This window comes from Erythrobacter sp. 'gip.4 top 5' (assembly GCF_056495765.1).
In genome coordinates this window covers 2,830,631-2,855,284 of record NZ_CP200270.1, presented here as the reverse complement: position 1 = coordinate 2,855,284, position 24,654 = coordinate 2,830,631, and the positions used below count along the sequence as shown (strand labels likewise).

Sequence of the window (24,654 nt, the reverse complement as noted above, 5' to 3'; positions counted from 1 at the left end):
GCGCAAAGCGCGCTATTGGGCGTTCGGGCGCGCGCCCGTAGCTCATCTGGATAGAGCGCGAGACTTCTAATCTTGAGGCAGCAGGTTCGAGTCCTGCCGGGCGCGCCAAATTACAACGAGTTATGTTGGTTCAACCTTACCCTGCCGTTAGGGTAGGCTTATTGTGCTCCCATTTAGTGAATTGCAGGCTAGTGTAACCGTCCAAGTGAAGCTGTCGCCTGAAGTCGATACTTGCGCCGCTCGCACTGCCATTCCGCTGACAATTGTGCCAACATCACGGCAGTAACCAAGTGAGCGCGTGCACGCACGCAAGGCAATGTTCTCGAGACGATGCTAGGGTCCGGTTAGACCTCGATTGCGGAATTATCAGCTTGACGTTGGGCGAGCGCGGTTCGTAGCCGGGGATGTTGGCAACCCGCACCAGCACCAGTGTGCTGTTCAATTGCCCCAGATCGACTCTCTCTGCCAATTGCTCGGCTTCAAGGATCGGCTCAAATTTCAACCCATAAAACTTAGCCACCGCCGCCAGCATCGGTTCGGGCTTGGCGCCGTAGATCACGGTTACGCGAATGATTGTCGCACCGTAATCCTGATAATTTCGCGCAGGGACTACCCAGATTTCGATTTAGCCCCTGATTAGCTCTAGGTCCCGCGAAGGATCGCGGGGACAAGAACGGGCGCGACCATTTGCGCAAGACGTCGTCGTGCTACATCGTCGCACGATGAAAAACGCACTCAAGAAGACGCTCGAATGGTCGGCCGACAAGCTGTCGGGTATCGCCGCCGCTATCGAGAGACAGGACGACGCCGTCGAAGCTCCGTCTAAGTTCGTTGATCTTGCGCCGACAGACCAAGCGGACAAGTCTGGCGTCTACTCTGAGGCGCTCGAATACGCGCTCGGCAGGCCCAAAGTCTCAAACATAGCGCTCACTGGCCCCTACGGATCGGGCAAGAGCAGCATCATACAGACCTTTTTGAAGAAAAGTAACCGCAAGGCGCTTCACATTTCGTTGGCGGCCTTCCTGCCCGAAACCGGTTCCCAAATTGAGAAAGTGAGCCGGCAGGAGATCGAGCGCAGTATTCTCCAGCAGATGCTCTACGGGGAAGACGCCGATAAGCTACCCCTGTCGCGGTTCAAGCGGATCAGGTCACCGAAACTATCAGCCACTTTCGTCTCGATCTTCGTGACCATCGGCCTGATCGCGATCTGGCACGTCCTATCGCAGACCTCGAAGGTCATTGACGGCAGCTTCTTTGTTCCGTTCACGCTCGAAAACTGGCGCAACCTAGCGAGCTTCGCGCTCGCGACGATATTCTTATGGGCGAGTACGCGGGGCTGATGCCATCAGAGATGCGGCGGCTGCGCGAGCTGGAAGACGAGAACAGTCGGCTGAAGCGGATCGTGGCGGACCTGACGCTTGATCGCGAGATGCTGCAGGATGTTATCAAACGAAAGCTTTGAGGCCGGATCGCAAGCGCGAGATTATCGACGCGGTTTGGCAGGACTGGCAGGTTACGATCCGCAGGGCATGTTCGGCTGTGCACTTTGATCGTTCGACCTACCACCACCAGTCCCGCGGCACCGATCCGGCCTTCCTGAAGAAGCGCATCAAGGAGATCTGCGAGACGCATGTCCGCTATGGCTATCGGCGGGTGTATTACATCCTGCGCCGCGACGGTTGGTTCGTGAACATGAAGAATGTCTATCGGCTTTACAGAGAGTTGGGGCTGCTACTGCGCAAAAAGACGCCCAAGCGGCGGGTCAAGGCGAAGCTTCGTGAGGATTGCGCGCCAGCGATCCGGCCGAACGATGTCTGGGCGATGGACTTTGTTCACGACCAACTGGCGACGGGTCGGAAGCTGCGCATCCTGACCGTGGTGGATACGTTCTCGCGGCTGTCGCCTGTTGTCGATCCCCGGTTCAGCTATCGTGGCGAGGACGTGGTTGCGACGCTGGACAAGGCGTGCCGGAAGAGCGGCTACCCCAAGACGATCAGGGTCGACAACGGCAGTGGAAGCGCAGCTGTGCGAAGCACAATTTATCTCCCGTGACATGGATCTGTGGGCTTACCAGCGCGGTGTGATCCTTGACTTCTCCCGCCCTGGCAAGCCCACGGACAATGCATTCATCGAGGCGTTCAACAGCAAGCTGCGCAGCGAATGCCTTAACGCGCACTGGTTCCTGTCGCTGGAAGATGCTTGCGAAAAGCTGGAGGCCTGGCGTAGACACTACAACGTAGAGCAACCGCACAGCGCGATCGGGAATATCCCCCCTATCATGCTGGCAAACTCAGCCGGTGAAACCAGCCCACCGGACCTGAGCAAGGCGGTAAACTCCAGACCCGAGCGGTCCAAGGTTGGGTAGCAGTGCAACGATAAGAAGGCGCACGGCTAAGTTTGGCCGACTAGTTGATTCGACCGCTGGGGTGATTTCACCGGTCCTGCGCCATTCTAGACCTGTCCGGAAATTTCATCAGAGCACTTGCCGAGAGGCACCATTCTGAAATCGACCCCGAAGCCATAGATTTTCGGTCGTTATGGTCAAAATTCCAATCCACTCAAATCCCACTTCAAGCATGAACCGGCGGTCGCTCATATGCATTGCGATGCCCAGTTAAGTAGGAGGAGTTGAAGCCAGCAATTTGCTGAAGGGCGGGCAGATCCAAAATTTGCATATGCTTTGAACTGAGTATTATTAGGTTGTCATGCCGAAGTTGCTGCAGCTTACGGTTTACATGAACCGGGGTGAGACCGAGAACATCTGCAAGATCGTCTTGCGTTAGCGGAAAATCGAAATGGTCGTTTCTGATCGCATCTTCATTCAATCCCAATCGATAGTGTAGCTCGCAGATCAAATGCGCCATTCGCTCAAGCGCATCGCGCCGACCAAGATTGACCATTGAAGACGCGAATATCGCATTTTCCATACAACCGTAATTGCGTATAGCTTTGTAAATGGTCGGTGAATCGTCAATTGCACGCTCAATTTCGGAGTGATGTATATTGACAAATTGACAATGAGAAAGCGTAACGACTTCGTCAATGGCTGGTTCTTCGGGATTAGAGCGAAAGTACAGCGAATCTCCGGGCAATACCAATTGAGTAATTTGTCGACCTCCGTTTCTCTGGATTTGGTACCGAGCCGCCCAACCACTCATCAGAACAAGAAAACTGCCGATCTCATCGCCTACATGAGAAAGATGTTTTTTCGCAGAAACATCATAAGTGTTTTGAAAGAGGTCGGCTAAAGTGATCTTATCAGCCTCCCGCAATGTTGAGATATTTTCTAATCGCCTGATAAATGCGTTTGACACATGCCTTCCCCTCTTTGGTCCAAGGCAGATATTTGCAGATCATTTTACTCCATGATTGATCTGGATTTGCATATCAAATATATTTTTATCGCCTTGATGATTCTAGCAGATATTCTGACGCCTCCGTAGAACACGTCCTGTCCCTTGAGAATTATTTGAAGCTGCAAGCGCTCGATTTTCGTTAAACGACTATCGAAAAAATTGACGCAGAAATCGTCATCTGCGATTAGGCGATAAAGCTTGATGCTAATTTTATTGGCCGTTCGCTGATCTCTTGAGGTGCAAGAAGTCTTCGCAATCAGCGCTTTGGGTCTATTTTTTCGGCAACTTTTCGCGTTTCACGCTGTGGCAGCGCGATCATGCTAAAGATAAACAGCGCGAAGCATAGGCAAATCACGTTGGGGATGATCAGCGCCCACTCGGCCTTCAGCAGCCCGAAGGTCGTCCACGCTGCAAAGGCGAGGCAGGTCAGAGCGAACATTCCGAGCGATAGCCCCTCGGTTGAGCGGTTGCGGATGATTTTCCACGCTTGGGGGGTAAAACTGGCGACCGATGCACAGGCACCGATTATTCCGGCGATCGTAATCCAATCAATAGCCATGTGGACGTTAATCACCCCAGCGTGACATCAAGAAACGTCATCAGTACCAAGCCCACCATCAGCGCCGGCATGGATGATCTGCGTTCGATCTTTCGCTTGGTTTCCGGAAGTATCTCGGCCATCACGACGAACAGCATCGCGCCGGCTGAAAAGCCGAGCACCCACGGAAGCGCCGCCGATGATGCCTGTACGATCGCAGCCCCGATTATCCCGCCAATGGGCTCAATCAGTCCGGTTGCCAATGCTGTCAAAGCGCAATGTGTCCTGGTCCAGCCGAGCGTCGAAAGGACCGCCGCCACAGCCATTCCCTCCGGCACATTCTGGATGCCGATGCCCACGGCAGTGGCCCACCCCAATTGCAGGTCGCCTGACATGAAGCTCAAGCCGACAGCCATCCCTTCAGGAATATTGTGCAACGTCATCGCAATGATGAACAGCGGGATGCGCTGCCGGTCTGCTTCGCTCGGCCAAGCGGCAAAACCCACTATCGCTTTTTGGTTGCGAGCAATGCTGTCGATCCAAGGGCCGAGCTGCGCCATTGCCAACATACCCAGCAACACCGCCCCAATCACCCCTGCGACAGCCATCTCGCTTGAGGCGCCGCTTTCCTCTGCGCGCTCAATTCCCGGAATGATAAGCGAGAATATCGCCGCCGCGATCATGACGCCGGCCGCAAAACCCATCAGCAGATTTTGCCGCTGGTCATTGAGCGCCCCCCCGAGCATCACAGCCAGTCCGCCCAGGCCAGTCATGGCGCCGGCAAGGAGGCTGGCCGTAATGCCAAGGACGGCGAGGCTATTCATTGCTCAGCACCGCAATAGACCGCCTATCGCTGCCCTGCCACATTGCCGCTGTCAGTGCGGAAGCGAGCCGAGATCAACCCCGGTCACCGGGTCGCTGGTCGGGTCGGATGCTGTGCGTTTGGCCAAGGCACGTGCAGCTTTTAGCTGATTCTTTGGCAAATCGACCGTCGCTGTGCCATCTCCACCGTCCACGGGCCCTTCCGCTTCCATATCGTCGATCCGCTGCCAATTCTCGCCGCTGTTCCAGGGCCCATCGGTATCGCCCGGACCGGTCGAAGCATTGACGTAAAGCGTATCGAACGGCGGCGTGCCGGGCAGTTTGCCAGGCGGGAAGTTGTCCGCAATGCTGTAAAGCGCCTTCTCGAACGATTTCTGGTGCGCAATCTCTCGCGTCATTAGAAATCCCAGTGCATCCTTAATGCCGGGATCGTCGGTGATGTTGATCAGCCGTTCATAGACGATCTTCGCGCGCGATTCCGCCGCAATGTTCGACCGCAGATCACAGGTGGGGTCGCCGCGCGAATCTATATAAGCCGCCGTCCACGGCACACCGGATGAATTGGTCAACGCCGGACCACCTCCATAGAGGATCGACTGGGTGTGGCTGTTGCCGCCTGCCGTCAGCGAAAGGTAGAGCTCTGCTTCCTCCATCGCGGCCTCGGCGAGATCGGCCTTGGCGCCTTTATTAAGCATGGCGACAATCGAACCGATCACTTCAAGATGGCTCAATTCTTCAGTCGCGATATCGAGCAGCAGGTCTTTGCGGCCCGGATCATCTTCAGCAAGACCTTGGGTAAAGTACCTCATTGCGGCGGCAAGTTCGCCATCCGCTCCGCCAAATTGCTCCAATAGCAGCGATGCGAGGACCGGGTTTGGTTCGGCCACGCGCACAGTGTACTGCAGGCGTTTATTGTGCATGAACATCGACAGTTTCCTTGTTGTAAGGAGTTATTCTCGCACTACGAGACTGCTGAGGCAGTCGGCGACTTTACGAAAAATTAGGCCGCCAGCGGATTGGGGGACAGGCTGGCGGCCTAACAGGGGTGTCCAGGTCACAGACAGTTTCTGTTTAAGGCTGGCGCCACGAGTCGCCATAAACCGAGTTACCCACACAGCGAGCCAAGTCGAATTGTGATCGATAGCAGCAAGGACGACGAAGGCGATGAAGCCGGGGGTGCAACCGCCCGCGACATCAGGCCTGATCCTGGCCGAACATCAACGTCTGGCTGTTTCCGCCGACGCTGCCACTTCTTGCGTGCGACTGATCCTGCGGGCTTTGTCCTGAGCCAGTGCCAACATTCTCGTCGATGCGGTCTAGCATTTCATCCTTGCGGTAACGAACCTCTTCGCCCGCCTCTCGCGCCCTTGTACCAGCAGCGTTGAGCGCCTGTTCGCCAAGCGCGCCGGCATAGTTCTCCTCGATACGCGTCGAAGGGATCGCTGAACCGGCGACCATACCGGCAAAGGCTGAGGCTAGACCGCCCAGCAAGGGGTTGCCCGTATAAAGGGCCTTGGTGCCCTCCATCAACTTCCGGCTTCGCTCTTGTGATTTCTCCGTGAAGTCGCCAATTAGATCGCTCATCTGTTCGCGGCGCTGGCGCAGGGTTTCGGTCGCTTCGTCGAGCCGCTTGCGGAACGTGCCCTCCTCCTCATCATGGCCCTGCTCCAGCATAAAATAACTGGCCCGGCTGTCATCGCGGCGGCGGCGGTAGCTTTGATCGTCTTCGTCCGGCTGGCGTTCGCAGCGCGACATGTGCTCGACATAACTGCGGTGCTCAGGGTGCCAATGGTTGCTGTCAACGTGTTTGCCTTTGCCCTTCGTGCGGCCCGTCGGCAGCCCGAGCGTAGACGGTCGCGCATCGGCATCGCTGACAAGCCAAAGCCCGCCGATTGCGATCATGCCGAGCGCCAGCGGATTGCGCCGCGCTGCATCAATTAGATAACGGCTGTCCACTCCGTTCTGTCCCGCTTTGTCGAACAGAGCGTCAAGGATTTTGCGGGGGCTAAGTTCACCTTCGATCTGTTCCACAGTGCGGCTCATTTCCGCCTGGGTGTCTCGGATATCGCGCTCAATTTCATCAGGGCGGCGTTGGTCGATGGTATCGTTCATTATCGTTCTCCGGAAGTCTGGAAGTCGCCGGTCACGGCGGCAGGAGTATCGGTGATGGTGTCGATGCTGCGGTCAGGCCTGAGATGCACAGCATCCACTTTCTTTCGGGCGCCTGCATAAAGAAGCAGGGCGATCACAAGCGTGGCAAGACCGACGATGGTCGTGCCCAGCGCCACATCGTCGAGCGCATCGCCGACGTAATAAGCGATGCCCATCAACACGACACCAAGCCCAGCGATTCCGACCACCGCAGCGGCAGCCATTGCGCTTACAGCGACCTTTACGTCCTGCGCCGCCTCGCGAACCTCCGCCTGCATCAGGCTGATCTGTTCCTGCGCAAGGTGAGCGCCTTGCTGGGTTAAGCGGCCGACGAGATCGACGATGTTGGGATCATCCTGGCTGCTGGGGACGGTTCCGCTTGGACCGGATTTGCGGGGATAGTCGCTCATTGGGAAGCATCCATCATCCCCGGTTGGTCAGTCCCGTAGGCGGGTGCAAAACCCCCGCTTTCGGTTGGCACGATATTCTCGTCAGCAGGCCACCCGGACGCTTGGTTCAGCGGGATCGCCGGGTCTTGCCCGTCGTCCTGATCGTGTCGCTTCTTGTCCATTCCGGCGCGCAGCATGCGAGCGGCGACGAAGCCCGCGGCGGCCGAAGCAGCAAGAAAGGTGCCGGGGCTATGGCGTGCGAATTTACTCACATCATGACCGAGTTGGTTGACGGTGCGCCCGTCGACATGGCTCGCCAGGCCTTCGATCTTGCGCGCGGCCTGTTGCAGGGCCGACGCCATCCAGTCGGGAACATCAGGATTGTTGCGCAGGTCTTCGGCTGCGGTGTTGAGGGCGGAAGTCGCCGATCCGGCCAAATGTACGGCCTGACTCTTTTGACTCGCAGCTTCCTGTTCCACACGGTCTTCAACCGTGTCCTTGAGGCGGTTGGCGTCATGTTTCAGTTCCTCGATGACACCGGAGGTCTGTCCGGTACCCTCGGCGGAATGGTGCTGTTTTGTCGTCATCGCTGGAGATCCTTTGTGTGGGAGCAGCGAGCTTAGCGGTTCCGCAGTGCAAGGAACGCGATTAGCGCCGATATGAGGCCTCACTACGCTAGAACGGGTGTTGATAACCTGCATCAATGACCTGATTACAAACATATTTTTGAATAAAGGCAGGTCCTCTTTCCTTCCTGCTGCAGGATGGAAATCTTGTTTAGGGCCAGTCTGATCCAATGCATGGCATTGTGCGGCATGTAGGTAACGAAAGGCGGCCACAAACAGCGGGTCATCTGCCATTTGTCCGCGTCCTCATGCCTAAGCCCGCCGGCCTGAAATACTGCGCGTCTCTCGAAGTGAAAGCAGCATCTGGGTAGGCTCACAAACAACCGACAAAAACTGGGTGGGCGTTGCATCCAGGGAGCATCGCGATGAAATCTGAACAGCAGCACACCGATGGCGCGACCGTCATCGAGTTCGAATTTGACCCTGTTCTCGATCACGCGCAGGTTCTGGCGATGGCGCGAGTGGTAGACGATGCGATTGAGCGCGAGGGCGAATTGCGGCTGCTGCTCGATCTCAGTCGAACCGAGACGTTCGCGATCGGCGCGCTTCTCTCACCCAAGGGTTTTCTAACCAGCATCCGGTCAATTGGGCCGGTCAGTCGCTATGCGGTGGTCGGTGCGCCGTCGATCGCGGCAGCGGCGGTCGAGGGCTTCGGCAGCTTCCTTCCGATCAAGTCCCGCGCTTTCAATGCTGACGAGATTGACGCAGCGCGCTGCTGGGTTTCTGGCAAAACCGACCGATAGATATCCAAGAACGACACACGCGTATCACAATGATGAAAGGGGCTCTCCCACTATCGCACTGAGACCCACCACTTCATCAATCTCACGCACATCCTATCTGATCAATCGAAGCCATCGAGAATTGTTAGGCCGGGCTGCGGCGAAGAGGCGGTCGACAGTGCCATCAACAATTCGCCTGCATCGGCCTTACCGGCGTCCCAGCGTTGGCGCGCTGATATCGACGAGAAATCCATTGCCTTGCCAGCCACTTCTGCTCCTTGGTCGGTATAGGCAAGGAGGCCCAACGTTATGTGGCGAGCAGCGAGGGTCGGGTCATGCGCATATTGCGAGCGCCAGTTCGCAATTGTTCGGCGCGATTGGCACGCAAACATGAGGTCCTGCGCGCGAGCGATTGCTTCGCCCACGGTTGCTGGAGGAGGTGCCCGCGCGGGCAGCAAATCGGCAGCAATGCACAGCATGCGCTCCGCCAACGGATCGGCAAGCACCGGATCAAGCGGCAAGTTGGTTGAGAACCCACCGTCGACATATGTTCGCCCGGCAATTTCCACATTCGCGAACATGGGGATGAGCGACGCACTTGCGCGAATATGCCTAGCGCTTACGCGTTCACAGCGAGTATCGAAAATTACATCTTCGCCGGTCTCGATATCGACCGCACAGGCGCAATAGCGCACGGGACCGCTGTTAAGCAGGTCAAAGTCCACGAGTGTTTCCAACGTGGCTTCAAGCTGCGTGCTGTCCAAAAAACTTGGGGCGAAAGGACCGCGATATTCGCTGCCGTTTGACCCCAGCAATCCGATAGGTGCAAACAGACCGGGGCGACCAGTTAACAGCGATGTGTTGACCGCAGTGGTACGGCGGATCGTGTCGACATATGGCATGTCAAAGATGCACGCTCCTGCGCTGGCCTGCCAGAACTTGCGCAACTTATCGATACGATCTTCGGGCGGATTTCCCGCAATGATCGCGCCGTTGATCGCACCTATGGACGTGCCGACAATCCATTGCGGGTAGAACCCACCGTCGTGCAGCGCTTCATAAACACCGGCCTGATAGCTTCCCAGCGCGTTTCCGCCCGATAGAACCAACGCCAATTGGGTGTCGAATTTATACATGAATGCGCTTTCGGGAAGGCATCGGCCAGATTGATGCTCGCCAGCACAGTGTCAGAATGACCTCTGACCGCATTAATCAAGATTTGATGCGGGCGAGATTATTGTTCGCATTGAAGCGCTGCTTGTTGTTGAACATTTAAGCGCGCCCGGGCGCTGTGCACGTTGCCAGCCTTCCAGGGCCGTCTGCGTCGAAGCGCAGAACCCAGTCGCATATCTGCGGTGTCACCCTTGCGATCTAGATCAAGTGCGGCTGCTGCTAGCGGCGGCGTTGATCATCGGCCGACATCTTAAATGGGATCACAATAGGCTCCTGCGGCGTCTGTTACCGGCACGACCTCAGCGTCACTTACTCGCCGAGCCGCAGCGATGAAGTCCGAAGCCGACAGTTCGTTGAGTGGTGCCTGGCGGCACTCCATCAACAATCCACGTGCCATGATTTTGCATTACTCAGGACCCGTTTCGTTTTTGTGCATATCAAAATATCGTAGCCACTTATTCATTCATCATAACCTTAGTTACGCCGCCGGAATATCGGTCATGCTATTTCATGGATCGTCTTATACCAAATCCCGATGAGGCTGACTCATGGGGGATTTCCAAGGCGCTGATTTTCTGATTCACCGGAGCAAGCACGAGGAGGCTTGCGATGGCGACGGCGATTGGTGTTCGATCAGATTTCACTTCGCGGGATTTGAGCCGATTTTCCCGACGATGTGACGATCCGGATCAGGTACGGCGGTTGTTGGCGTTGGGCTTGATCCTGGACGGCAGCAGCCGGAGCGAAGCGGCCAAAGCGGCTGGCGTGACGCTGCAGGTCGTGCGGGATTGGGTGATCCGCTTCAATGCTGATGGCCCGGACGGGCTGATGTCACGCAAGGCCCCCGGCAAAGTCTCGATTCTGAGCGATGAGCAGCGCCGCGCTCTTGCGCAGCAAGTTGAAGCAGGCCCGATTCCTGCGGCGCACGGGGTTGTCCGCTGGCGTCTCATCGATCTGGCGCAGTGGGTGTGGGATGAGTTTGGCCTGTCGATTACCAAACAGACGCTGAGCCGTGAGATGCGCGCGCTGGGCTTCCGCAAGCTCTCGGCCCGCCCTCGTCATCGTGGCCAGAAAGCGGATGACATTGCCGATTTTAAAAAAACTTCGCAGGCCAGTTGGCAAAAATCCGACTATCCTTGCCGCACGGCACCGCGATAGAACTGTGGTGGCAAGATGAGGCGCGCATAGGCCAACAGACCAAGCTCACCCGCCGCTGGGCCAAGCGCGGAACCCGGCCCTGTGCGCCCAAAGACCAGCGCCGGGCCTCAGCCTGGATCTTCGGGGCCATCTGTCCCGCCGAGGGCAAGGGTGCTGGCATCGTCATGCCCCGTTGCAACAGCGAGGCCATGAGCATGCACCTCGAAGAGATCGCCTTCCACGTCGCGCCGGGGGCGCATGCCGTCTTGATCCTCGATCAGGCCGGATGGCATGGCTCGGCGGAACTGGTCGTGCCCGCCAACATCACTCTCATGCCGCTGCCGCCCAGGTGCCCGGAGCTCAACCCCGTCGAAAACGTCTGGCAGTTCATGCGCGACAACTGGCTCTCCAACCGCATCTTCTCATCCTACGACGACATCGTCGACCATTGCTGCTTCGCTTGGAACAAGCTCGTCGATCAGCCCTGGCGCATCATGTCCATCGGCATGCGCCAATGGGCGCATGGGTTCTGATCAATGGGACTTGGTATTACACTGACAGGTGAGAATTAATGATGATGGCCGCTGATGAGCACTTTGTGTTGCGTGAAAGCGTCTCGACTGTGCGAGAGAATTGCCTCGCTGAACGCAAGATGGCGCCATGTCCTGCCTGCAAAGGTCAGGCCACGCATAAGCGCAGCGCCGCATGAGAAACATGCCGATGCGCGTCGTCGAACGGAGCATTTATCGAGGTCCGCATCTCTATAGCGCGCGCCCGATGATCCGTATCCGGCTTGACCTTGGCGCACTTCAGGCATGGCCAACCGATTGGCTGCCCGGTTTCGCAGACACTCTAGCGGCGTTGCTGCCAGGTCTTGCCAGCCATGGCTGCAGTTATGGGGAAGCAGGCGGCTTCATCCGTCGGATGGAGCAGGGCACCTGGCTTGGCCATGTTATCGAGCACGTAGCTATCGAACTGCAATGCTGCGCCGGAGCCGGAGTGACACGTGGCAAGACACGGTCGGTCAAACACCAACCGGGCATTTATGACATCCTGTTTTGCTATGGCGACGAAGTCAGTGGCGTAGCGGCTGGCAGGACCGCAGTTGACCTCGTCGATCGTCTACTGCCAGCCACATTACAGGGTGTCATAGGGCTCGAAAAGCTCGGTGCGGCACCCGATCAGCCATCGCCTGACATTGGAGCCACTATTGGCGCACTTCGCAAACTCGTTCTCGAAAATCAGTTGGGCCCGAGCACTGCCGCAATTGTGAACGAGGCACAGCGGCGCGGCATTCCGGCGATGCGGCTCAACGAATCCAGCCTTGTGCAATTGGGCACTGGCAGCCGGCAGCGGCGCATTCGAGCGAGCATAACGAGCAATACCTCGCTGATCGGAGCGGATTTGGCCGCAGACAAGCATGCCGCCAAACGATTGATGGCTGATGCAGGTCTGCCAATTGCGTCCGGAGAAATCGTACGCAATCTGCAAGATTGCATGGCCTCGGCCCAACGCATGGGGTGGCCGGTGGTGGTCAAACCTTCAGATGGCAATCACGGTCGCGGTGTCAGCACGTATATCACTGGTGAATTCGAAATCATTGAAGCGTTTGCAAAGGCGGCAGCCATAAGTCGCAAGGTCATCGTCGAGCGGCATCTTCCGGGTCGTGACTACCGATTTCTGGTGGTTGCTGGCGCTGTCATGGCGGTTGCGGAGCGTGTTCCTGCGCACATCATCGGAAACGGCCGCGACTGCGTGCGTACACTAATCGACGCCGTGAACGCAGACCCCCGGCGTGGCAATGGCCACGAAGCTGTTTTGACGCGCATCAGAGTTGATGAGGCCTTGATTCGATATCTGCACGCTAATGGACATGACCTGAGCAGCATACCGGCTGGGGGCCAAAAAATTACGCTTAGCGGCACTGCAAACCTTTCCACCGGCGGCACCGCAATAGACCGTACTGACCTGGTTCATCCCGACAATGCGGCGATTGCGGTGCAGGCCGCTGCAGTCCTTGGGCTCGACGTGGCGGGCGTCGACATTATTTCACCTGATATATCTCGCAGCTTGCGCGAGACCGGCGGTGGCATTGTCGAGGTCAACGCAGGACCGGGACTGAGGATGCACCTTTCGCCCTCGGAAGGGATGCCGCGCGATGTTGCACGTCCGATTGTGGCTTCGCTGTTTCCACGAGGCACGGCCAGCCGTATTCCAATCTTCGCCATCACCGGAACGAACGGCAAAACCACAGTGGTCCGGATGGTGGCAAAGATCCTGAGCAAATCGGGCCTTCGTGTCGGTTTCACGTCGACCACCGGGGTCTACATTGATGGCCACAAGCAATTTGGCGGCGACGCCAGCGGACCAAAAAGCGCGCGGAAGGTCCTGCGCAATCCTACGGTCGATGTCGCAGTATTTGAAACAGCGCGGGGCGGCATCCTTCGCGAAGGTCTGGGTTATGACGTTTGTGACGTTGGCGCGGTCCTCAATGTTACCGAAGACCACATCGGCATCAAAGGCATACACTGTCGCAAAGATCTGGCTCGCGTAAAATCGGTGGTAACTGAAAGCGTTAAACGCAAAGGTCACAGCATTCTGAATGCTGACGATCCACTGACCATCGATATCTCCCGTTACGCGCGAGGGGAAATTGTCTGGTTTTCCGAGGCAGCCAATGCCGTTGACCGTACACCCATCAAGGAGCATCTAGCTCAGGGCGGTATGGCGGTTGTCTACAATCGCGGAATGATCGTACTTTGCAACAATGGTACGCAGGTGCCCGTCATGCTTGCCAGCCAGATCCCAGCGACGATGGGAGGAGTGGCCGGCTTTAACATCTTGAATGCACTTGCTGCTGCTGCGATGACTGCAGCTTATGGGATCGATGCGGCGTCCATTGTTGCGGGGCTCGCAGATTTTCACGCGTCGTATGAGGACTCGCCTGGTCGGCTTAATATCGTCGAAGCCCATGGCATTACCGTTATTGTAGATTATGCGCACAATCGAGCCGCATTGGCGGCACTAGCTGAATTGCTCGATCACTATCGGGGTTCAGGCAAGATGCTGGGCATGATTGGCCTGCCCGGAGACCGGCGGGATTGCGACCTCCGGGATGTTGGGGCGCAGGCGGCCGGAATCTTCGACGAAATCATGTTCAGAGAAGGGCCCGATGCTAGGGGTAGAAAAGCCGGGACAATCAATGCACTGATGGTTGAAGGTGCACTTTCCACCGGTAAAGACCCCGCTACGATCCACATGCTCATCGATGAAGTCGAAGCGACCGACTTTTGCCTCAAACGTGCGCAACCCGGCGATGTCGTTGTGCTGACTCCGACCGATATCGATGGGATCTGGGCGCAGGTGCAGGCATTTGCGAAAAATCCGGCGCCGACCGACTGCCGCGAACAATCTTTGCTGCTTGCCGTAAATGAGTGAAAACCATTGGGCCATTGTCGTGCATGGTGGTGCGAAAACGATTTCGTCTCAGGATGCCTTGGCGCATCGTAACGGATGCGCCAAGGCGGCTGCAGCTGGCGCGGATCTGCTCCGAATGGGAGTATCGGCGGTTGATGCAGTTCGCCTTGCCGTGTGCGTGCTAGAAGACGACGCCGTTTTCAACGCAGGTTTGGGTTCTGTGCCGAACGCCGCAGGTGACATCGAGATGGATGCAGGGATCATGGACGGATCCTCGCTGTCCATCGGCGCCGTTGCTGCCGTGCGCAGTACTGCACACCCGATCGAAGTTGCTGCGGCCATGCTTGACGAGCCTCCAATATTGTTAGTGGGCAAAGGCGCAGACGAGTTTGCCGAGGGGCTTGGATTAGCACAGCGTGATGACACGCCTGTCGCTACCAGCACGGACGACGTTGGGCATGATACTGTCGGTTGTGTGGCATTTGATCAGCGAGGCTGCATCGCTGCGGGAACTTCTACAGGGGGGCTTGCAGGCACACTTCCTGGGCGGGTTGGCGACTCTCCACTGCCGGGATGTGGGTTCTATGCCGATGATGCAATTGGCGGGGTCTCCATGTCCGGCGATGGCGAAGCGATCGCGCGTGCATTGCTCGCCACACGAGTGATGCGCAGTATGGAAGACTATCCGGCCGTTAAGGCTGTTCAGACCATCTTTCCTCCACTCGAACGGCTACAAGCGGAAGCTGGCGCGATCGCTATTGATTCCGCAGGCCGCATCGGTGTGGCCCACAACACCCGCCATTTTGCTCTAGCCTGTGCTTCGAGCACTTTTCGGAGCGTCAGGGTTGCACTCCATCAAACCGAATTGAGCCTGGAAGATGACCATGACTGAATCCGTTGGTGCACTGATCGCGATTGGCGGACATGAAGACAAAGACGACAAGCGCGTCATCCTGCGGGCAGTGGCTGAACGATTGAACGGCGGTCGACTGGTCGTCGCGACCGTCGCAAGCCAAGACCCTGAGAGCTATTTTGAGGTCTATCGGGAAGCGTTTGGCGCCCTCGGCATAAAAGACGTTGTTGAGCTTTACCTCGACAATCGCGAGTCAACCGGCAAGCAGGATCTGCAAAAGATGATAGCCGATGCGGCTGGCATTTTCTTTACTGGCGGTGATCAACTGCGAATTGTAAGCCAGCTTGGCGACACCCCGCTTGAAATAGAAATTCGTAAACTTCACGCCCGTGGCGGCGTAATTGCTGGAACTTCTGCGGGCGCCTCTGCCCAAAGCGCAACGATGCTGGTCGATGGCAGTGGGTCTGAATCCTACCGCATCGGCGACTTGCATATGGCACCGGGGCTGGATCTTATTCCCAATGTAATTATCGATCAGCATTTCGCTGATCGCGGGCGTATCGGTCGGCTGCTGGGCGCAGTCGCTCACAACCCGCGTTTATTGGGTATCGGCATTGATGAAGATACCGCGATAGTAGTTGAGGCTGACAGCTTCACGGTTATCGGCACGGGCGGGGTAACGATCGTCGATGCCGGACACGTAACCCGATCCAACATTGCAGAGGCAAAACCTGATCGCGTTCTATCAATCCATGATGTGATTATGCATGTGCTTAGCGCCGGGGACGAATTCGACCTCGCTGATCGCCGTCCCCGCAACATCCAGACCAACTGATGCACGCGGTGATTGGCACCACGGACTGGGCCGAGCGATACAGCTTGGAAATGAAGCAGGTTAGGTGCGGACCTCGCAATTCCTGCCTAGAAGCAAGCTCTTGAGCGCTCCTGAACGCACCGATCTCGCTGAAGATCGCACTGATCTTGCCGAAGATCGCACGGTCCTCGCTCACGAACGCAGCTTTGCCGGCTGGTTGCGCACCGGGATGGCCGCCGTCGGCATTGGCTTGGGGTTTAGCGCGCTATTCGGCAAGACCGAGCCAGCATGGGTGGCCAAGATTATTGCGACCAGCTTTCTCCTTATTGCCATCGTCATTTTCCTGTCCGCCGAACGAAGGGCCTGCGCAATTATCAGTCGGCTTGATGCGCACAAGGTCCAATCGATCAATCCAATCCGCATCAGGCTGTTCGCCTGGTTTCTGGCCTGCTCGACTGCTGCACTCGCTGTGGCGTTCTGGGCATTGCCGAACTCGTAATCGCAATGGAAGTCGATCTACGACCAAGGAAGCATCGCCCGCACGGCCCACTGCACCGCATGCATCAAATCGTTGAAATATATACTATACAAAGGGTCGGCTATGGCTGGCTATCGCCCGAGCCATGTCGTGCGGCGATCGCCAGTAACTTGTCAAATGAGAAGCCAAGTTGCCTCACGCCGCCAAAAATTAAAGCACCTCGCTAAGATCTATGTTGTCTTCGGGAATAAAAATTGGCCTAAATTTAGCCAGTATGTGAAAAATATATTGAGCCTCAAAATGCAATATTATTTCGCATTTTCTGAAAAAACTAATATTGGTGTTAGGTTCATGGCCGAAGAAATTTTAGCAAATCAACAATACAGATATTGTTTACGTAATCTCACCGCAGAATCAGGCGATAAACAACGTGAACTACAAAACACACTGATCGATTTTGTGGAAGGTCGTGATTTTCCGTGTGTTGGCGCCAAGTCCGCTTTGGCACAGGGCAATCTTCAGATCGTAACCGCAAACTCAGTTACGAGCGGCCAAGATGATGCGCGCATTTCCAACGCGCTGGAGCAATGGAGCGAGGTCAGCGCGATTGAACCGTCCGGTTTCCGCAGTCTGGCTGTGGTGTTTTCAGGGCCGAACGGCCTTTCTGAGCGAGGCTTTGAGGCAGTGCTGTGGGAAAGGCTGGCGGCATTAATTGCCCAAGATGGCCTAGGGACATGAATATGATCCCACGGTCAGCCGTGATCCCGATGATCCGCACTTTGCTTTAAGCTTCTGCGGTAAAGCCTATTTCGCCGTTGGGTTACATCAAAATGCATCGCGCCGTGCGCGTCGGATACGCTACCCAACGATTGTATTTAATCGTCACGATCAATTTGAACAGCTCCGCAAAGAGCATCGCTACGAGCGACTGCGCAAAGTCATTTTGGCGCGGGACATGGAATATGACGGCAAGCCCAATCCGATGATTGCGCGCCATGGTGATGTGAGCGAAGCCCGACAGTACAGCGGACGAGCAGTCATCAATGAGTGGCAGTGTCCGTTAGCACGGAAACCCAGCGGTGATTGACCGGATCGTACCCCGCACCGGCGCCAATTGTCGATAGGTAACGTGTTGATAGTGATTGATGTAGGGGTCGGGCAGGTCAGTGATATTCTCGCCTTTGCGGTAAACAATCCTGGCGAGATCCTTCATGGACCATTCTTCAGGGTAACAGCGATGGCATGATCGTGGCCGCGACAATCCACCGGGATTCTCAGGACCCCATCCCTGCCATTGCTTGTTTGAAGTGATGTGCGTTTTCCTGTCTCCACGTCAACCAGGGTTACGTCGAAGTTCCCCGATACAAGCCCGTCAAGGCCAACTACGTGTGATTTGCGGCAATACCCTGCTTTGGGCATCAAGCAAATGATCGCCTGCGAGACGTCGCCGCAGCCACCGATCAGACCTTGAAAATCATCCACCCTCAACCTGCCTTCGAGCGGGGTCCGGCGGAAGCTTGACCAGTCAACCAGTGGCAGAAAATCCGATAAAATCCGCTGAGCATCGTGCATCTTGGGCAGGAGCACATGAGGGTTGCGGTAAGGCCAACGCATTCCGCCACCGGAACCACCGCTCGCCAAGTGAGCCCATTGTGTTCGACGAAAGCATTCGGTGTCGAATTTCTGGGAGAATGTGATTTTACGGTCTTTGAAGGAATGGATCGGCCCATGTTCACTATCATGCACGGGCCGACTGACCGGACATTGTGCAAGTGCCTTCGCCATTAGGCGGAACGTTGCCTCTGCCGGGGCGAGTGAGTTCCGAGGGCAATCGATTGTCCCTTTTTCGTAGAGGTGGATGCTTGCAAAATCCAGTTCGGGATGCCTGAATACGACGTCGGCGAGGCCTGGTTGTGTGTCGAGCAACGGCAGGAATACTGATACCGTCTGCAAGTGCGAGCGGCCATGGAATCGAAGTTCCTCTGTCCGCAGGGCCACCGATACATCGGATACAAAATCATGGACCGCAGCAATATCTCCGGAAGCATAGAAGCTACTGATTTCGTTCCATAAGTCCCAGGCAAAGATCGCGGGGCTATGTCCCCACCGCCGCGTCATGAACACTAGGCGATTGATGATCGCGCCGCGTGTCTGTGAACACCCGAACATCTCGCGTGGCGAGAGACAAGGCCCGCCATTGGTGCGCGAATAGGGATGCAACTTCCACCGCCGCCCCATGAAAAAGGTATCGAACGGGGTCAACAAGAACCGAATTTCGTGTCGTTCGCCCAGCGCGATCAAATCGTCCCACAGTTGCACCATGGCCGGACTGAAATGACCGCACCGGCTTTCGAGGTTTCGATGACGAACCTGGCTGTAATCCATCATCAGCCGCAGGCACGTAACGCCTTGGTCTTTGAGCATGGCAAAATGCCGGTCCACCGTGCCGATATCACGGCGCCGATACAGGGGGGCGAGGTGAGGCCAGGTTATGGCTTCATTATGGCCCACCGGTGCCCATGCTTTACCCAAATCGGTCTCGAAATAGGGCGCACCACTTGCGCAGCGCACCCAACTTTCATCAGGCAACAAGGGCACTATCTTTCGGATTGCATGGGGGTGAAGTTCCGCGGCATCCTCTATTCAGCGGCCGCCAAGCTCTGTTCGGATGCGGCCTCACTTTGCCAGCGCGCCTCAAGCCTTCGCCAGGTTGCCAGCGCCTGTCCCACAATCTGGTCCATGTTGTAATAGCGATATGTCGCCAGGCGCCCAACGAAGGTAACGTCGCCGCGCGCGCGCGCCATAACTTCATACCTTCGAAACATCTCCTGCGCTGCCGGGTTAGGCACGGGATAATAGGGATCGCCATCATCTGCCGGATATTCGCGGGTGATGCTGGTCTTCGGTGCGCGCTGCCCGGTCAGATGTTTGTATTCCGTAATGCGGGTATAAGGTACGGTAATGTTGGAGTAATTCACCACTGCTACGCTCTGCAGCTGTTCGACATCGAATGTTTCGTTCTCAAAACGTAGCGATCGATAGGGCAAGTGGCCCATCCGATGATCGAAAAATTCGTCAATCGGCCCGGTCCAGACCAGATGATCCCAGCTCACCTCATCGGGCAAATCGGCATAGGAAGTTCCAGTCATCACATCGATCGTGGGATGTTTCAGCATTGCTGCGAACATTGCTGTGTAACCGTGTTTTGGCATGCACTGAAATGTGTCAGTGAAGTAACGGTCGTCGGTGTTGGTCCGCGCAGGTACACGCGCAGCCACGCTCTTATCGAGCTCGCACGGGTCTACACCCCACTGCTTGCGGGTGTAGCCTTCAAAGAACTTCTCGTAGAGATCCAGCCCGACCTGAGAGATCACGGCATCGCGCGAATTGCAAATCTCGCCAACATCGACAGCCACAGATTTGAAGTAGGCTGCGGCATCATCCTCGTCGGCGAGGTCCAATCCGTACAGCTGGTTTAGCGTAGTCCGATTAATGGGCACCGGCACGAGCAGCCCGTCAACTGATGCCAGAACGCGATGCTCGTATTCGCGCCAGGCGGTAAAGCGCGACAGGTAGTCCAAAATGTCGCGGCTGTTGGTGTGGAAGATGTGTGGACCGTACTTATGCACCAAGATGCCGGACGCATCATGATGATCAAAGGCATTGCCGGCGATATGATCGCGCTTGTCGATCACCAGTACGGATTTGCCTGAGCCGGCAGCGAGCCGTTCGGCCATCACGGAGCCTGCAAAACCTGCTCCAACGATCAGCACATCATAGTGACGGCGAAGTTTTGCAGGCACTACGCTTACGATGTCCGCGACTTGGCGCGCGACAAGTTCTTTCTTCAGTTGAACGGTGATTCGAGCAGTCATACTGTCCCAGCTTTTATCCGCCAGGCAGTGCGCAGCTTCGAGCAACCATGCCGTGCGCGTATCAGCATCTGCCGTCAGCAGATCTTTGCAGGCGGCCGAAAATTGTGCCGCGGTTTCTGCAATACGAATGCTTTGCAGCGTCCCAAACGTATCGACAACGTCTTTGATCGGGCTTGACACCACAGGAAGGCCGCTTGCCATGTATTCCGGTGTCTTGGTTGGGCTGATGAACCTGGTCGACGCATTCAGCGCGAACGGCATCAAGGCGATATCCCAGTGCGCGGCATAATCGGGAAGCTCGGCATATTCTTTGCGGCCCAGCCAGTGGATGTTGGCCGCGCGGGGCAGCGCCTCTGGGCTGATTTTGACGACCGGACCGATCATTATGAACGACCATTCTGGCTGCAATCTTGCCATTTCCGCCAACAAAGGCAGGTCCATACGCTCGTCAATTACGCCATAAAATCCGAGCTTGGGGCCGGGTAGTTCGGCCTGATCGACAGGTTCAGCTATCGTGTCAGGATCGCGGGCAAAATGCGCGATATCGACGCCGGAGGGGTAGCAATGGATGTTGTCGTGCTGCCCCTGCCTTGCCTCATACAAGCTGCGGCCACCACAAAACACCAAATCTGCGCGTGCTATCAGTCTGGCCTCACGATTGGCCATGTCCATGGGGGCGAAGGCGAAGTTGGCGAGTTCGTCCATGCAGTCGTAAATTGTGAGGTTACGCTGCAGGCTTTCGCCAAATGACGCCATCATCGGCGTATAGTACCAGAATAGGACCGGCGTTGCGTATATAGCCATTTCATCTTGCAGAAGTTGTTGCAGTGCCGCTTCCGTTTCGTCCCTGTCGAGGCTGTCGGGCAGGACAGGCACGGCGCGAACCAAATCACGGTCCAAATCAATCCGCTCGAGGTAAGGTTCAGTGCATTCTGCACTGACGCGTGGCTCTTCCCAATAAACCACGTCGAAGGTGCCGCACAGCCGGGTCATGATGTGTTGCGGACGCTGGAACACCAAATCCCAACGTAGATGCGAAAAGCAAAAAATTACCGGTCTTGGCTCGTAAGCGCGAAATTCGCCAATTTGTCTCGAGCGATGCATGAAGCCCCCAGATAAAAATCCTCCGCTGCAAGATTACGAGCGAATGAGATTAGGCCTAACACTAGGGAAGATCTTCGATGATGATGTGGATCAATAGATTTGCAAAAATATATTTGCCCACCTTTATCTAGGTTATTTCAGGAATCGAAATATCTTTTCAAAATATCGATAAATTGTTGATTTATTTTATGAGGTTTTTCAGAGCCCGATCCGAAAGTTGTTGAGCAATACCCGCCATATGTGATTCAGCCGTCTGTGCGAGCAGATGGAGTGGCACATGACATGGACTGGTATTGCCCGTTGCGAACATAGCCGGGATGGGTTGCGGTATCCAAGCGATTTGACGGAGCGAGAATGGGCGCTGACGGCGCCGTTCATTCCGCCCGCCAAAACCGGGGGCCGACGACGCAGCACCGACATGCGCGAGGTGTTGAACGCGCTGCTGTACATCGGCTCGGGTGGTTGTGCTTGGCGGATGCTGCCCAAATGTTTCCCGCCGGTGTCGACCGTGCAGCGCTATTTTTACGCATGGCGTGACAACGGATTGTTCGCCAGCATCAACACGGTGCTGGTGATGAACCTGCGCGAGGTCGAGGGACGCGAAGCCTCGCCGAGCGCTGGCGTGATCGACAGCCAGAGCGTCAAAACCACGGAAAGCGGCGGGGTTTGCGGCTATGACGCAGGCAAGAAGGTCAAGGGCCGAAAGCGCCATATCGTCACCGACACCTGCGGCTATCTGATCTTCATTCTCGTCCACGCCGCCGATATTCAGGACCGCGATGGCGCCGTCGATGTGCTCAAGGCGATCAGATATCGCTTCCCTTGGCTGCGCCACGTGTTCGCCGATGGCGGCTATGCTGGCGACAAGCTTCGGGACGCCCTCAGGGGGCATGGAGACTGGACGCTGGAAATCATCAAGCGGTCCGACACCGCCAAAGGCTTCGTCCTGTTGCCCCGCCGCTGGGTCGTCGAACGCACCTTCGCCTGGCTAGGCAGATGTCGCCGATTGGCCAAAGACTGGGAAACATCCATCGCCTCGTCAACCGCTTGGGCGCACATCGCCAGCATCCGTATGCTCACACGCAGAACCGCAAGATACTGCTACGCATGACAAACTTTTGAATCGGGCTCTCAGATGGCAAATATTTTTGGTTCTGCGTTACTTCCATTCTGGATTTTGGGCGTTCCGTTAATCGTGGCTCTTGTCAGTCTGGCGCAGCTTCCAGCTCGCAAGGAACATACCTCCCGTGGTCAGGGGCATGTGGACCGCAATCAGAACGATGATGTATCGGCTTCAGCGTTGTGAGTTCACCCCAATTGATGTCAGTTTGCCTTGTTGCTGCGCGATGCATGGGGGCTTGGATGGCAGGGCAAACATCGCTTCGCCCACTAAGCAATCGCAAGGTTTGGACCGACGATCTTCGGCATGTTTATTCAACCCGTGCCTAAATCAATGACTGACGTCGATGCCGGTTCGCTGCCGATCTGGCGGCGAACCAATAGGCCCGTGACGACTGCGTGTTTATGGCGATGACAAATGGATAGGCTCGCCGTCCTCGGGGTGATCGCTAGTGTGGTAGCAGGGGCGATGGCCGGCTTTGGCGGTTTGATCGTGATGATGCGCGGACCGCTCCTTGAAAAGCCGCAAAGCGTGGTAAGCGGCTTCGCCGCTGGCGTCGTGATTTTGGTTACGATTTTCTCGCTGATCATTCCCGGAATCGATTGGGCGGAGGCAGGCGGTGCTTCACGTATGATCGCGATAGCAGTCATTGTTGGCGCGATGATTATTGGCATGGTAGCGATGGCGAAACTTGGTTCACTCATTGATCGCGCCGCTAGATATTTGAGCGCCACTGACACCCACATGATCCGGCGCCGCGGCGCTGACCTGAAACCCATTCCTCTCTATGTAATTGCATTGACGTTGCATAATATCCCCACAGGTGCTGCTGTTGGGCTGAGTTTTATGGGGGGTGATGTGCAACTTGGGCGGGCCACGGCCCTTGGTATCGGCATCCAGAACGTAGCTAAAGGCATGGCGATTGCAGGCCTGCTGGTCACGCTGGGCCAGAATCGACAGCGCTGTGCCTTGGTGGCGTTGGCCTCAGGCTTGGTTGAACCCGTCGGTAGCATCATCGCAGTTATGATCGTTCGGTCTTGGTCGGCCGCTTCTCCGTGGGTCTTCGGTGTTACGGCAGGCGCGATGCTATTCGTCGTGATGGCCAAGCTGTTAACGAGCACGCACGGCCCGAAAATTTTTCATGACAGTTTACGCCTGCGATGATGGTCGATCTGGCTCCAAAGGAAGTCCTGGACGCCTCTTGGGGGTTGCTGCCGCAGCGCGAGATAGAAGAAAGGTTCCGTGACGAAATTTGCTTCGAAAACGGATGAAGACGAGTTGTTCGTTAGTGAGGCCGACCTCGGGACTTTGGAGAAATCCGTCAGAAGGACTGGCTTGCCATTATCATTGAACTCATGCGCGTAAGCGGATCCGTTCATGCAGATAATCCCGGTCAAACCCGGCAATTTCTGCGAGCTTGTAAGGATCCAGAATTCTGAGCGAGCCACCACTCAATTCCATCACATCGGCTGTCTTAAGCACCTTGAGCACCCTGTTAACGTGCACCGGGGTCAGGCCCAATGCATCGGCCAGCACCAACTGGGTGAGTGGCATTTTGCATTCATCATCACCGGCAAGGCCAATATTGCGCATGCGGATATACAGTTCGCACATCAAATGCGCCACTCGCTCTACACTTTTGCGCCGGCCCATGCTGACGATCCACGTACGCGAAATACTGTGATCGACCAGCTGCGCCCACCAGAATGCCTGAGTAAGGCTTGGGTGCGCATTCATCAGCGCTTCCATCGCGGCGCGGGGCAAGGTGGCAACCTTGGCCTTCGTCAAGGTCATGATGCTGTGATCGATAGCCCGAAGCACGGCGATGTGAATGTCGCAAAAATCCCCCGGCAGCATAAATGACAGGATCTGCCGCCGGCCATCGGGCAAAAGCTTGTAACCGCACGCCCAGCCTTCGAGGATTACGAACACCGGATCGGGTTTGTCACCTTCGCGGATAAGGTGGTGGCCAGCTCTCAGCTCACGCACGTTCACGCAAGCAGCTGCTAGCAGCGCTTTCTCGCTTTCGCCGAGAACTCCGTTTCCACTGAGATGTTGGATAAAGGCTTCGAACATAAA

23 protein-coding genes, 1 tRNA gene and 2 pseudogenes are annotated in these 24,654 nt (G+C 56.3%); 14 read left to right on the top strand and 12 right to left on the bottom strand.

The window, feature by feature from the left end; all coding sequences use genetic code 11:
• Window positions 1–31 precede the first annotated feature (31 nt).
• Window positions 32–108, top strand: a tRNA-Arg gene (locus ACRANW_RS13900).
• 166 nt (window positions 109–274) lie between these two features.
• Here ACRANW_RS13900 and ACRANW_RS13895 read toward each other — a convergent pair.
• A complete protein-coding gene (locus ACRANW_RS13895) occupies window positions 275–559 on the bottom strand; it encodes a hypothetical protein (protein WP_479432343.1) in 285 nt (94 codons plus the stop codon).
• Between the two features lie 163 nt (window positions 560–722).
• On the opposite strand from ACRANW_RS13895, the gene ACRANW_RS13890 reads away from it, so the two are divergent.
• Window positions 723–1,340: a YobI family P-loop NTPase gene (locus ACRANW_RS13890; protein WP_479432342.1), complete on the top strand. Its 618-nt coding sequence runs from the start codon at window positions 723–725 to the stop codon at window positions 1,338–1,340.
• Window positions 1,325–2,365: pseudogene (locus ACRANW_RS13885) on the top strand (IS3 family transposase); the annotation flags it as partial. The gene ACRANW_RS13890 and the pseudogene ACRANW_RS13885, both read left to right, overlap by 16 nt.
• Before the next feature lie 205 nt (window positions 2,366–2,570).
• Here the strand turns inward: ACRANW_RS13885 and ACRANW_RS13880 are convergent.
• The 7 genes from ACRANW_RS13880 to ACRANW_RS13850 all read right to left on the bottom strand — a co-directional run bounded on the left by ACRANW_RS13880 (window position 2,571) and on the right by ACRANW_RS13850 (window position 8,116).
• Window positions 2,571–3,314 (bottom strand): Crp/Fnr family transcriptional regulator, encoded by a 744-nt coding sequence (locus ACRANW_RS13880; protein WP_479432341.1) that lies wholly within the window; start codon window positions 3,312–3,314, stop codon window positions 2,571–2,573.
• 298 nt (window positions 3,315–3,612) lie between these two features.
• Window positions 3,613–3,915, bottom strand: a complete 303-nt coding sequence (locus tag ACRANW_RS13875; RefSeq protein ID WP_479432340.1) for a SemiSWEET family sugar transporter — start codon at window positions 3,913–3,915, stop codon at window positions 3,613–3,615.
• Between the two features lie 11 nt (window positions 3,916–3,926).
• Entirely contained in the window at window positions 3,927–4,718 is a 792-nt protein-coding gene (locus ACRANW_RS13870) for a ZIP family metal transporter (RefSeq protein WP_479432339.1), read from the bottom strand.
• 51 nt (window positions 4,719–4,769) lie between these two features.
• Window positions 4,770–5,642 carry a manganese catalase family protein gene (locus ACRANW_RS13865; RefSeq protein ID WP_479432338.1) on the bottom strand — a complete coding sequence of 291 codons (873 nt, stop codon included), beginning with the start codon at window positions 5,640–5,642 and terminating at the stop codon, window positions 4,770–4,772.
• Between the two features lie 268 nt (window positions 5,643–5,910).
• Window positions 5,911–6,828, bottom strand: a complete 918-nt coding sequence (locus tag ACRANW_RS13860; RefSeq protein WP_479432337.1) for a DUF3618 domain-containing protein — start codon at window positions 6,826–6,828, stop codon at window positions 5,911–5,913.
• Window positions 6,828–7,277, bottom strand: a complete 450-nt coding sequence (locus ACRANW_RS13855) for a phage holin family protein (RefSeq protein ID WP_479432336.1) — start codon at window positions 7,275–7,277, stop codon at window positions 6,828–6,830. The genes ACRANW_RS13860 and ACRANW_RS13855 overlap by 1 nt, the downstream gene beginning before the upstream one ends.
• Entirely contained in the window at window positions 7,274–8,116 is an 843-nt protein-coding gene (locus ACRANW_RS13850) for a hypothetical protein (protein ID WP_479432335.1), read from the bottom strand. Before ACRANW_RS13850 ends, ACRANW_RS13855 begins: the two co-directional genes overlap by 4 nt.
• Window positions 8,117–8,247: 131 nt before the next feature.
• Here ACRANW_RS13850 and ACRANW_RS13845 point away from each other — a divergent pair, with 131 nt between their 5' ends.
• Window positions 8,248–8,625, top strand: a complete 378-nt coding sequence (locus ACRANW_RS13845) for a SpoIIAA family protein (RefSeq protein WP_479432334.1) — start codon at window positions 8,248–8,250, stop codon at window positions 8,623–8,625.
• 101 nt (window positions 8,626–8,726) lie between these two features.
• On the opposite strand, the gene ACRANW_RS13840 is transcribed toward ACRANW_RS13845, so the two are convergent.
• On the bottom strand, window positions 8,727–9,740 hold the full coding sequence (locus tag ACRANW_RS13840; RefSeq protein WP_479432333.1) for a patatin-like phospholipase family protein: 1,014 nt from the start codon (window positions 9,738–9,740) through the stop codon (window positions 8,727–8,729).
• A 646-nt stretch (window positions 9,741–10,386) separates the two neighbouring features.
• Between ACRANW_RS13840 and ACRANW_RS13835 the strand changes: the two genes are divergently transcribed.
• From ACRANW_RS13835 to ACRANW_RS13805, 7 genes and pseudogenes are all read left to right on the top strand, one after another.
• A protein-coding gene (locus ACRANW_RS13835; protein ID WP_479431320.1) for an IS630 family transposase occupies window positions 10,387–11,447 on the top strand; the annotation gives its coding sequence in 2 pieces (ribosomal slippage) (window positions 10,387–10,879 and window positions 10,879–11,447; 1,062 coding nt in all).
• Between the two features lie 172 nt (window positions 11,448–11,619).
• The gene (gene cphA / locus ACRANW_RS13830) at window positions 11,620–14,352 is read left to right on the top strand and encodes a cyanophycin synthetase (protein ID WP_479432332.1); all 2,733 of its coding nucleotides are present in this window, start codon (window positions 11,620–11,622) and stop codon (window positions 14,350–14,352) included.
• Window positions 14,345–15,223: an isoaspartyl peptidase/L-asparaginase family protein gene (locus tag ACRANW_RS13825; protein WP_479432331.1), complete on the top strand. Its 879-nt coding sequence runs from the start codon at window positions 14,345–14,347 to the stop codon at window positions 15,221–15,223. The genes cphA and ACRANW_RS13825 overlap by 8 nt, the downstream gene beginning before the upstream one ends.
• Complete coding sequence (locus ACRANW_RS13820; protein ID WP_479432330.1) at window positions 15,210–16,019, top strand: cyanophycinase; 810 nt, start codon at window positions 15,210–15,212, stop codon at window positions 16,017–16,019. Before ACRANW_RS13825 ends, ACRANW_RS13820 begins: the two co-directional genes overlap by 14 nt.
• 100 nt (window positions 16,020–16,119) lie before the next feature.
• A complete protein-coding gene (locus tag ACRANW_RS13815; protein ID WP_479432329.1) occupies window positions 16,120–16,497 on the top strand; it encodes a YidH family protein in 378 nt (125 codons plus the stop codon).
• A 102-nt stretch (window positions 16,498–16,599) separates the two neighbouring features.
• On the top strand, window positions 16,600–17,214 hold the full coding sequence (locus tag ACRANW_RS13810) for a YqcI/YcgG family protein (protein WP_479432328.1): 615 nt from the start codon (window positions 16,600–16,602) through the stop codon (window positions 17,212–17,214).
• Window positions 17,215–17,269: 55 nt separating this feature from the next.
• Window positions 17,270–17,563 (top strand): annotated as a pseudogene (locus ACRANW_RS13805) (YqcI/YcgG family protein); the annotation flags it as partial.
• Between the two features lie 122 nt (window positions 17,564–17,685).
• Here the strand turns inward: ACRANW_RS13805 and ACRANW_RS13800 are convergent.
• Window positions 17,686–19,068, bottom strand: coding sequence for a glycoside hydrolase 5 family protein (locus ACRANW_RS13800; protein WP_479432327.1), 1,383 nt, complete (start codon window positions 19,066–19,068; stop codon window positions 17,686–17,688).
• Window positions 19,069–19,115: 47 nt separating this feature from the next.
• The gene (gene glf / locus ACRANW_RS13795) at window positions 19,116–21,455 is read right to left on the bottom strand and encodes a UDP-galactopyranose mutase (protein ID WP_479432326.1); all 2,340 of its coding nucleotides are present in this window, start codon (window positions 21,453–21,455) and stop codon (window positions 19,116–19,118) included.
• A gap of 277 nt (window positions 21,456–21,732) precedes the next feature.
• Here glf and ACRANW_RS13790 point away from each other — a divergent pair, with 277 nt between their 5' ends.
• The 3 genes from ACRANW_RS13790 (at window position 21,733) to ACRANW_RS13780 (ending at window position 23,739) form a co-directional block, all read left to right on the top strand.
• Complete coding sequence (locus ACRANW_RS13790) at window positions 21,733–22,566, top strand: IS5 family transposase (RefSeq protein ID WP_479432258.1); 834 nt, start codon at window positions 21,733–21,735, stop codon at window positions 22,564–22,566.
• A 24-nt stretch (window positions 22,567–22,590) separates the two neighbouring features.
• Window positions 22,591–22,761, top strand: coding sequence for a hypothetical protein (locus ACRANW_RS13785; RefSeq protein WP_479432325.1), 171 nt, complete (start codon window positions 22,591–22,593; stop codon window positions 22,759–22,761).
• Between the two features lie 231 nt (window positions 22,762–22,992).
• The gene (locus tag ACRANW_RS13780) at window positions 22,993–23,739 is read left to right on the top strand and encodes a ZIP family metal transporter (protein WP_479432324.1); all 747 of its coding nucleotides are present in this window, start codon (window positions 22,993–22,995) and stop codon (window positions 23,737–23,739) included.
• Between the two features lie 189 nt (window positions 23,740–23,928).
• Here ACRANW_RS13780 and ACRANW_RS13775 read toward each other — a convergent pair whose 3' ends face one another.
• Window positions 23,929–24,651 carry a Crp/Fnr family transcriptional regulator gene (locus ACRANW_RS13775; protein WP_479432323.1) on the bottom strand — a complete coding sequence of 241 codons (723 nt, stop codon included), beginning with the start codon at window positions 24,649–24,651 and terminating at the stop codon, window positions 23,929–23,931.
• Window positions 24,652–24,654: the final 3 nt, after the last annotated feature.

Bases quoted from the DNA above. Each gene is read 5' to 3' on its own strand.
- ACRANW_RS13870 (WP_479432339.1), bottom strand. From the start codon at position 4,718: ATGAATAGCCTCGCCGTCCTTGGCATTACGGCCAGCCTCCTTGCCGGC.
- ACRANW_RS13840 (WP_479432333.1), bottom strand. From the start codon at position 9,740: ATGTATAAATTCGACACCCAATTGGCGTTGGTTCTATCGGGCGGAAAC.
- ACRANW_RS13780 (WP_479432324.1), top strand. From the start codon at position 22,993: ATGGATAGGCTCGCCGTCCTCGGGGTGATCGCTAGTGTGGTAGCAGGG.
- ACRANW_RS13790 (WP_479432258.1), top strand. From the start codon at position 21,733: ATGACATGGACTGGTATTGCCCGTTGCGAACATAGCCGGGATGGGTTG.
- ACRANW_RS13850 (WP_479432335.1), bottom strand. From the start codon at position 8,116: ATGGCAGATGACCCGCTGTTTGTGGCCGCCTTTCGTTACCTACATGCC.
- glf (WP_479432326.1), bottom strand. From the start codon at position 21,455: ATGCATCGCTCGAGACAAATTGGCGAATTTCGCGCTTACGAGCCAAGA.
- ACRANW_RS13860 (WP_479432337.1), bottom strand. From the start codon at position 6,828: ATGAACGATACCATCGACCAACGCCGCCCTGATGAAATTGAGCGCGAT.
- ACRANW_RS13845 (WP_479432334.1), top strand. From the start codon at position 8,248: ATGAAATCTGAACAGCAGCACACCGATGGCGCGACCGTCATCGAGTTC.
- ACRANW_RS13855 (WP_479432336.1), bottom strand. From the start codon at position 7,277: ATGAGCGACTATCCCCGCAAATCCGGTCCAAGCGGAACCGTCCCCAGC.
- ACRANW_RS13890 (WP_479432342.1), top strand. From the start codon at position 723: ATGAAAAACGCACTCAAGAAGACGCTCGAATGGTCGGCCGACAAGCTG.
- ACRANW_RS13865 (WP_479432338.1), bottom strand. From the start codon at position 5,642: ATGTTCATGCACAATAAACGCCTGCAGTACACTGTGCGCGTGGCCGAA.
- ACRANW_RS13785 (WP_479432325.1), top strand. From the start codon at position 22,591: ATGGCAAATATTTTTGGTTCTGCGTTACTTCCATTCTGGATTTTGGGC.
- ACRANW_RS13810 (WP_479432328.1), top strand. From the start codon at position 16,600: ATGGCTGGCTATCGCCCGAGCCATGTCGTGCGGCGATCGCCAGTAACT.
- ACRANW_RS13825 (WP_479432331.1), top strand. From the start codon at position 14,345: ATGAGTGAAAACCATTGGGCCATTGTCGTGCATGGTGGTGCGAAAACG.
- cphA (WP_479432332.1), top strand. From the start codon at position 11,620: ATGAGAAACATGCCGATGCGCGTCGTCGAACGGAGCATTTATCGAGGT.
- ACRANW_RS13875 (WP_479432340.1), bottom strand. From the start codon at position 3,915: ATGGCTATTGATTGGATTACGATCGCCGGAATAATCGGTGCCTGTGCA.
- ACRANW_RS13775 (WP_479432323.1), bottom strand. From the start codon at position 24,651: ATGTTCGAAGCCTTTATCCAACATCTCAGTGGAAACGGAGTTCTCGGC.
- ACRANW_RS13820 (WP_479432330.1), top strand. From the start codon at position 15,210: ATGACCATGACTGAATCCGTTGGTGCACTGATCGCGATTGGCGGACAT.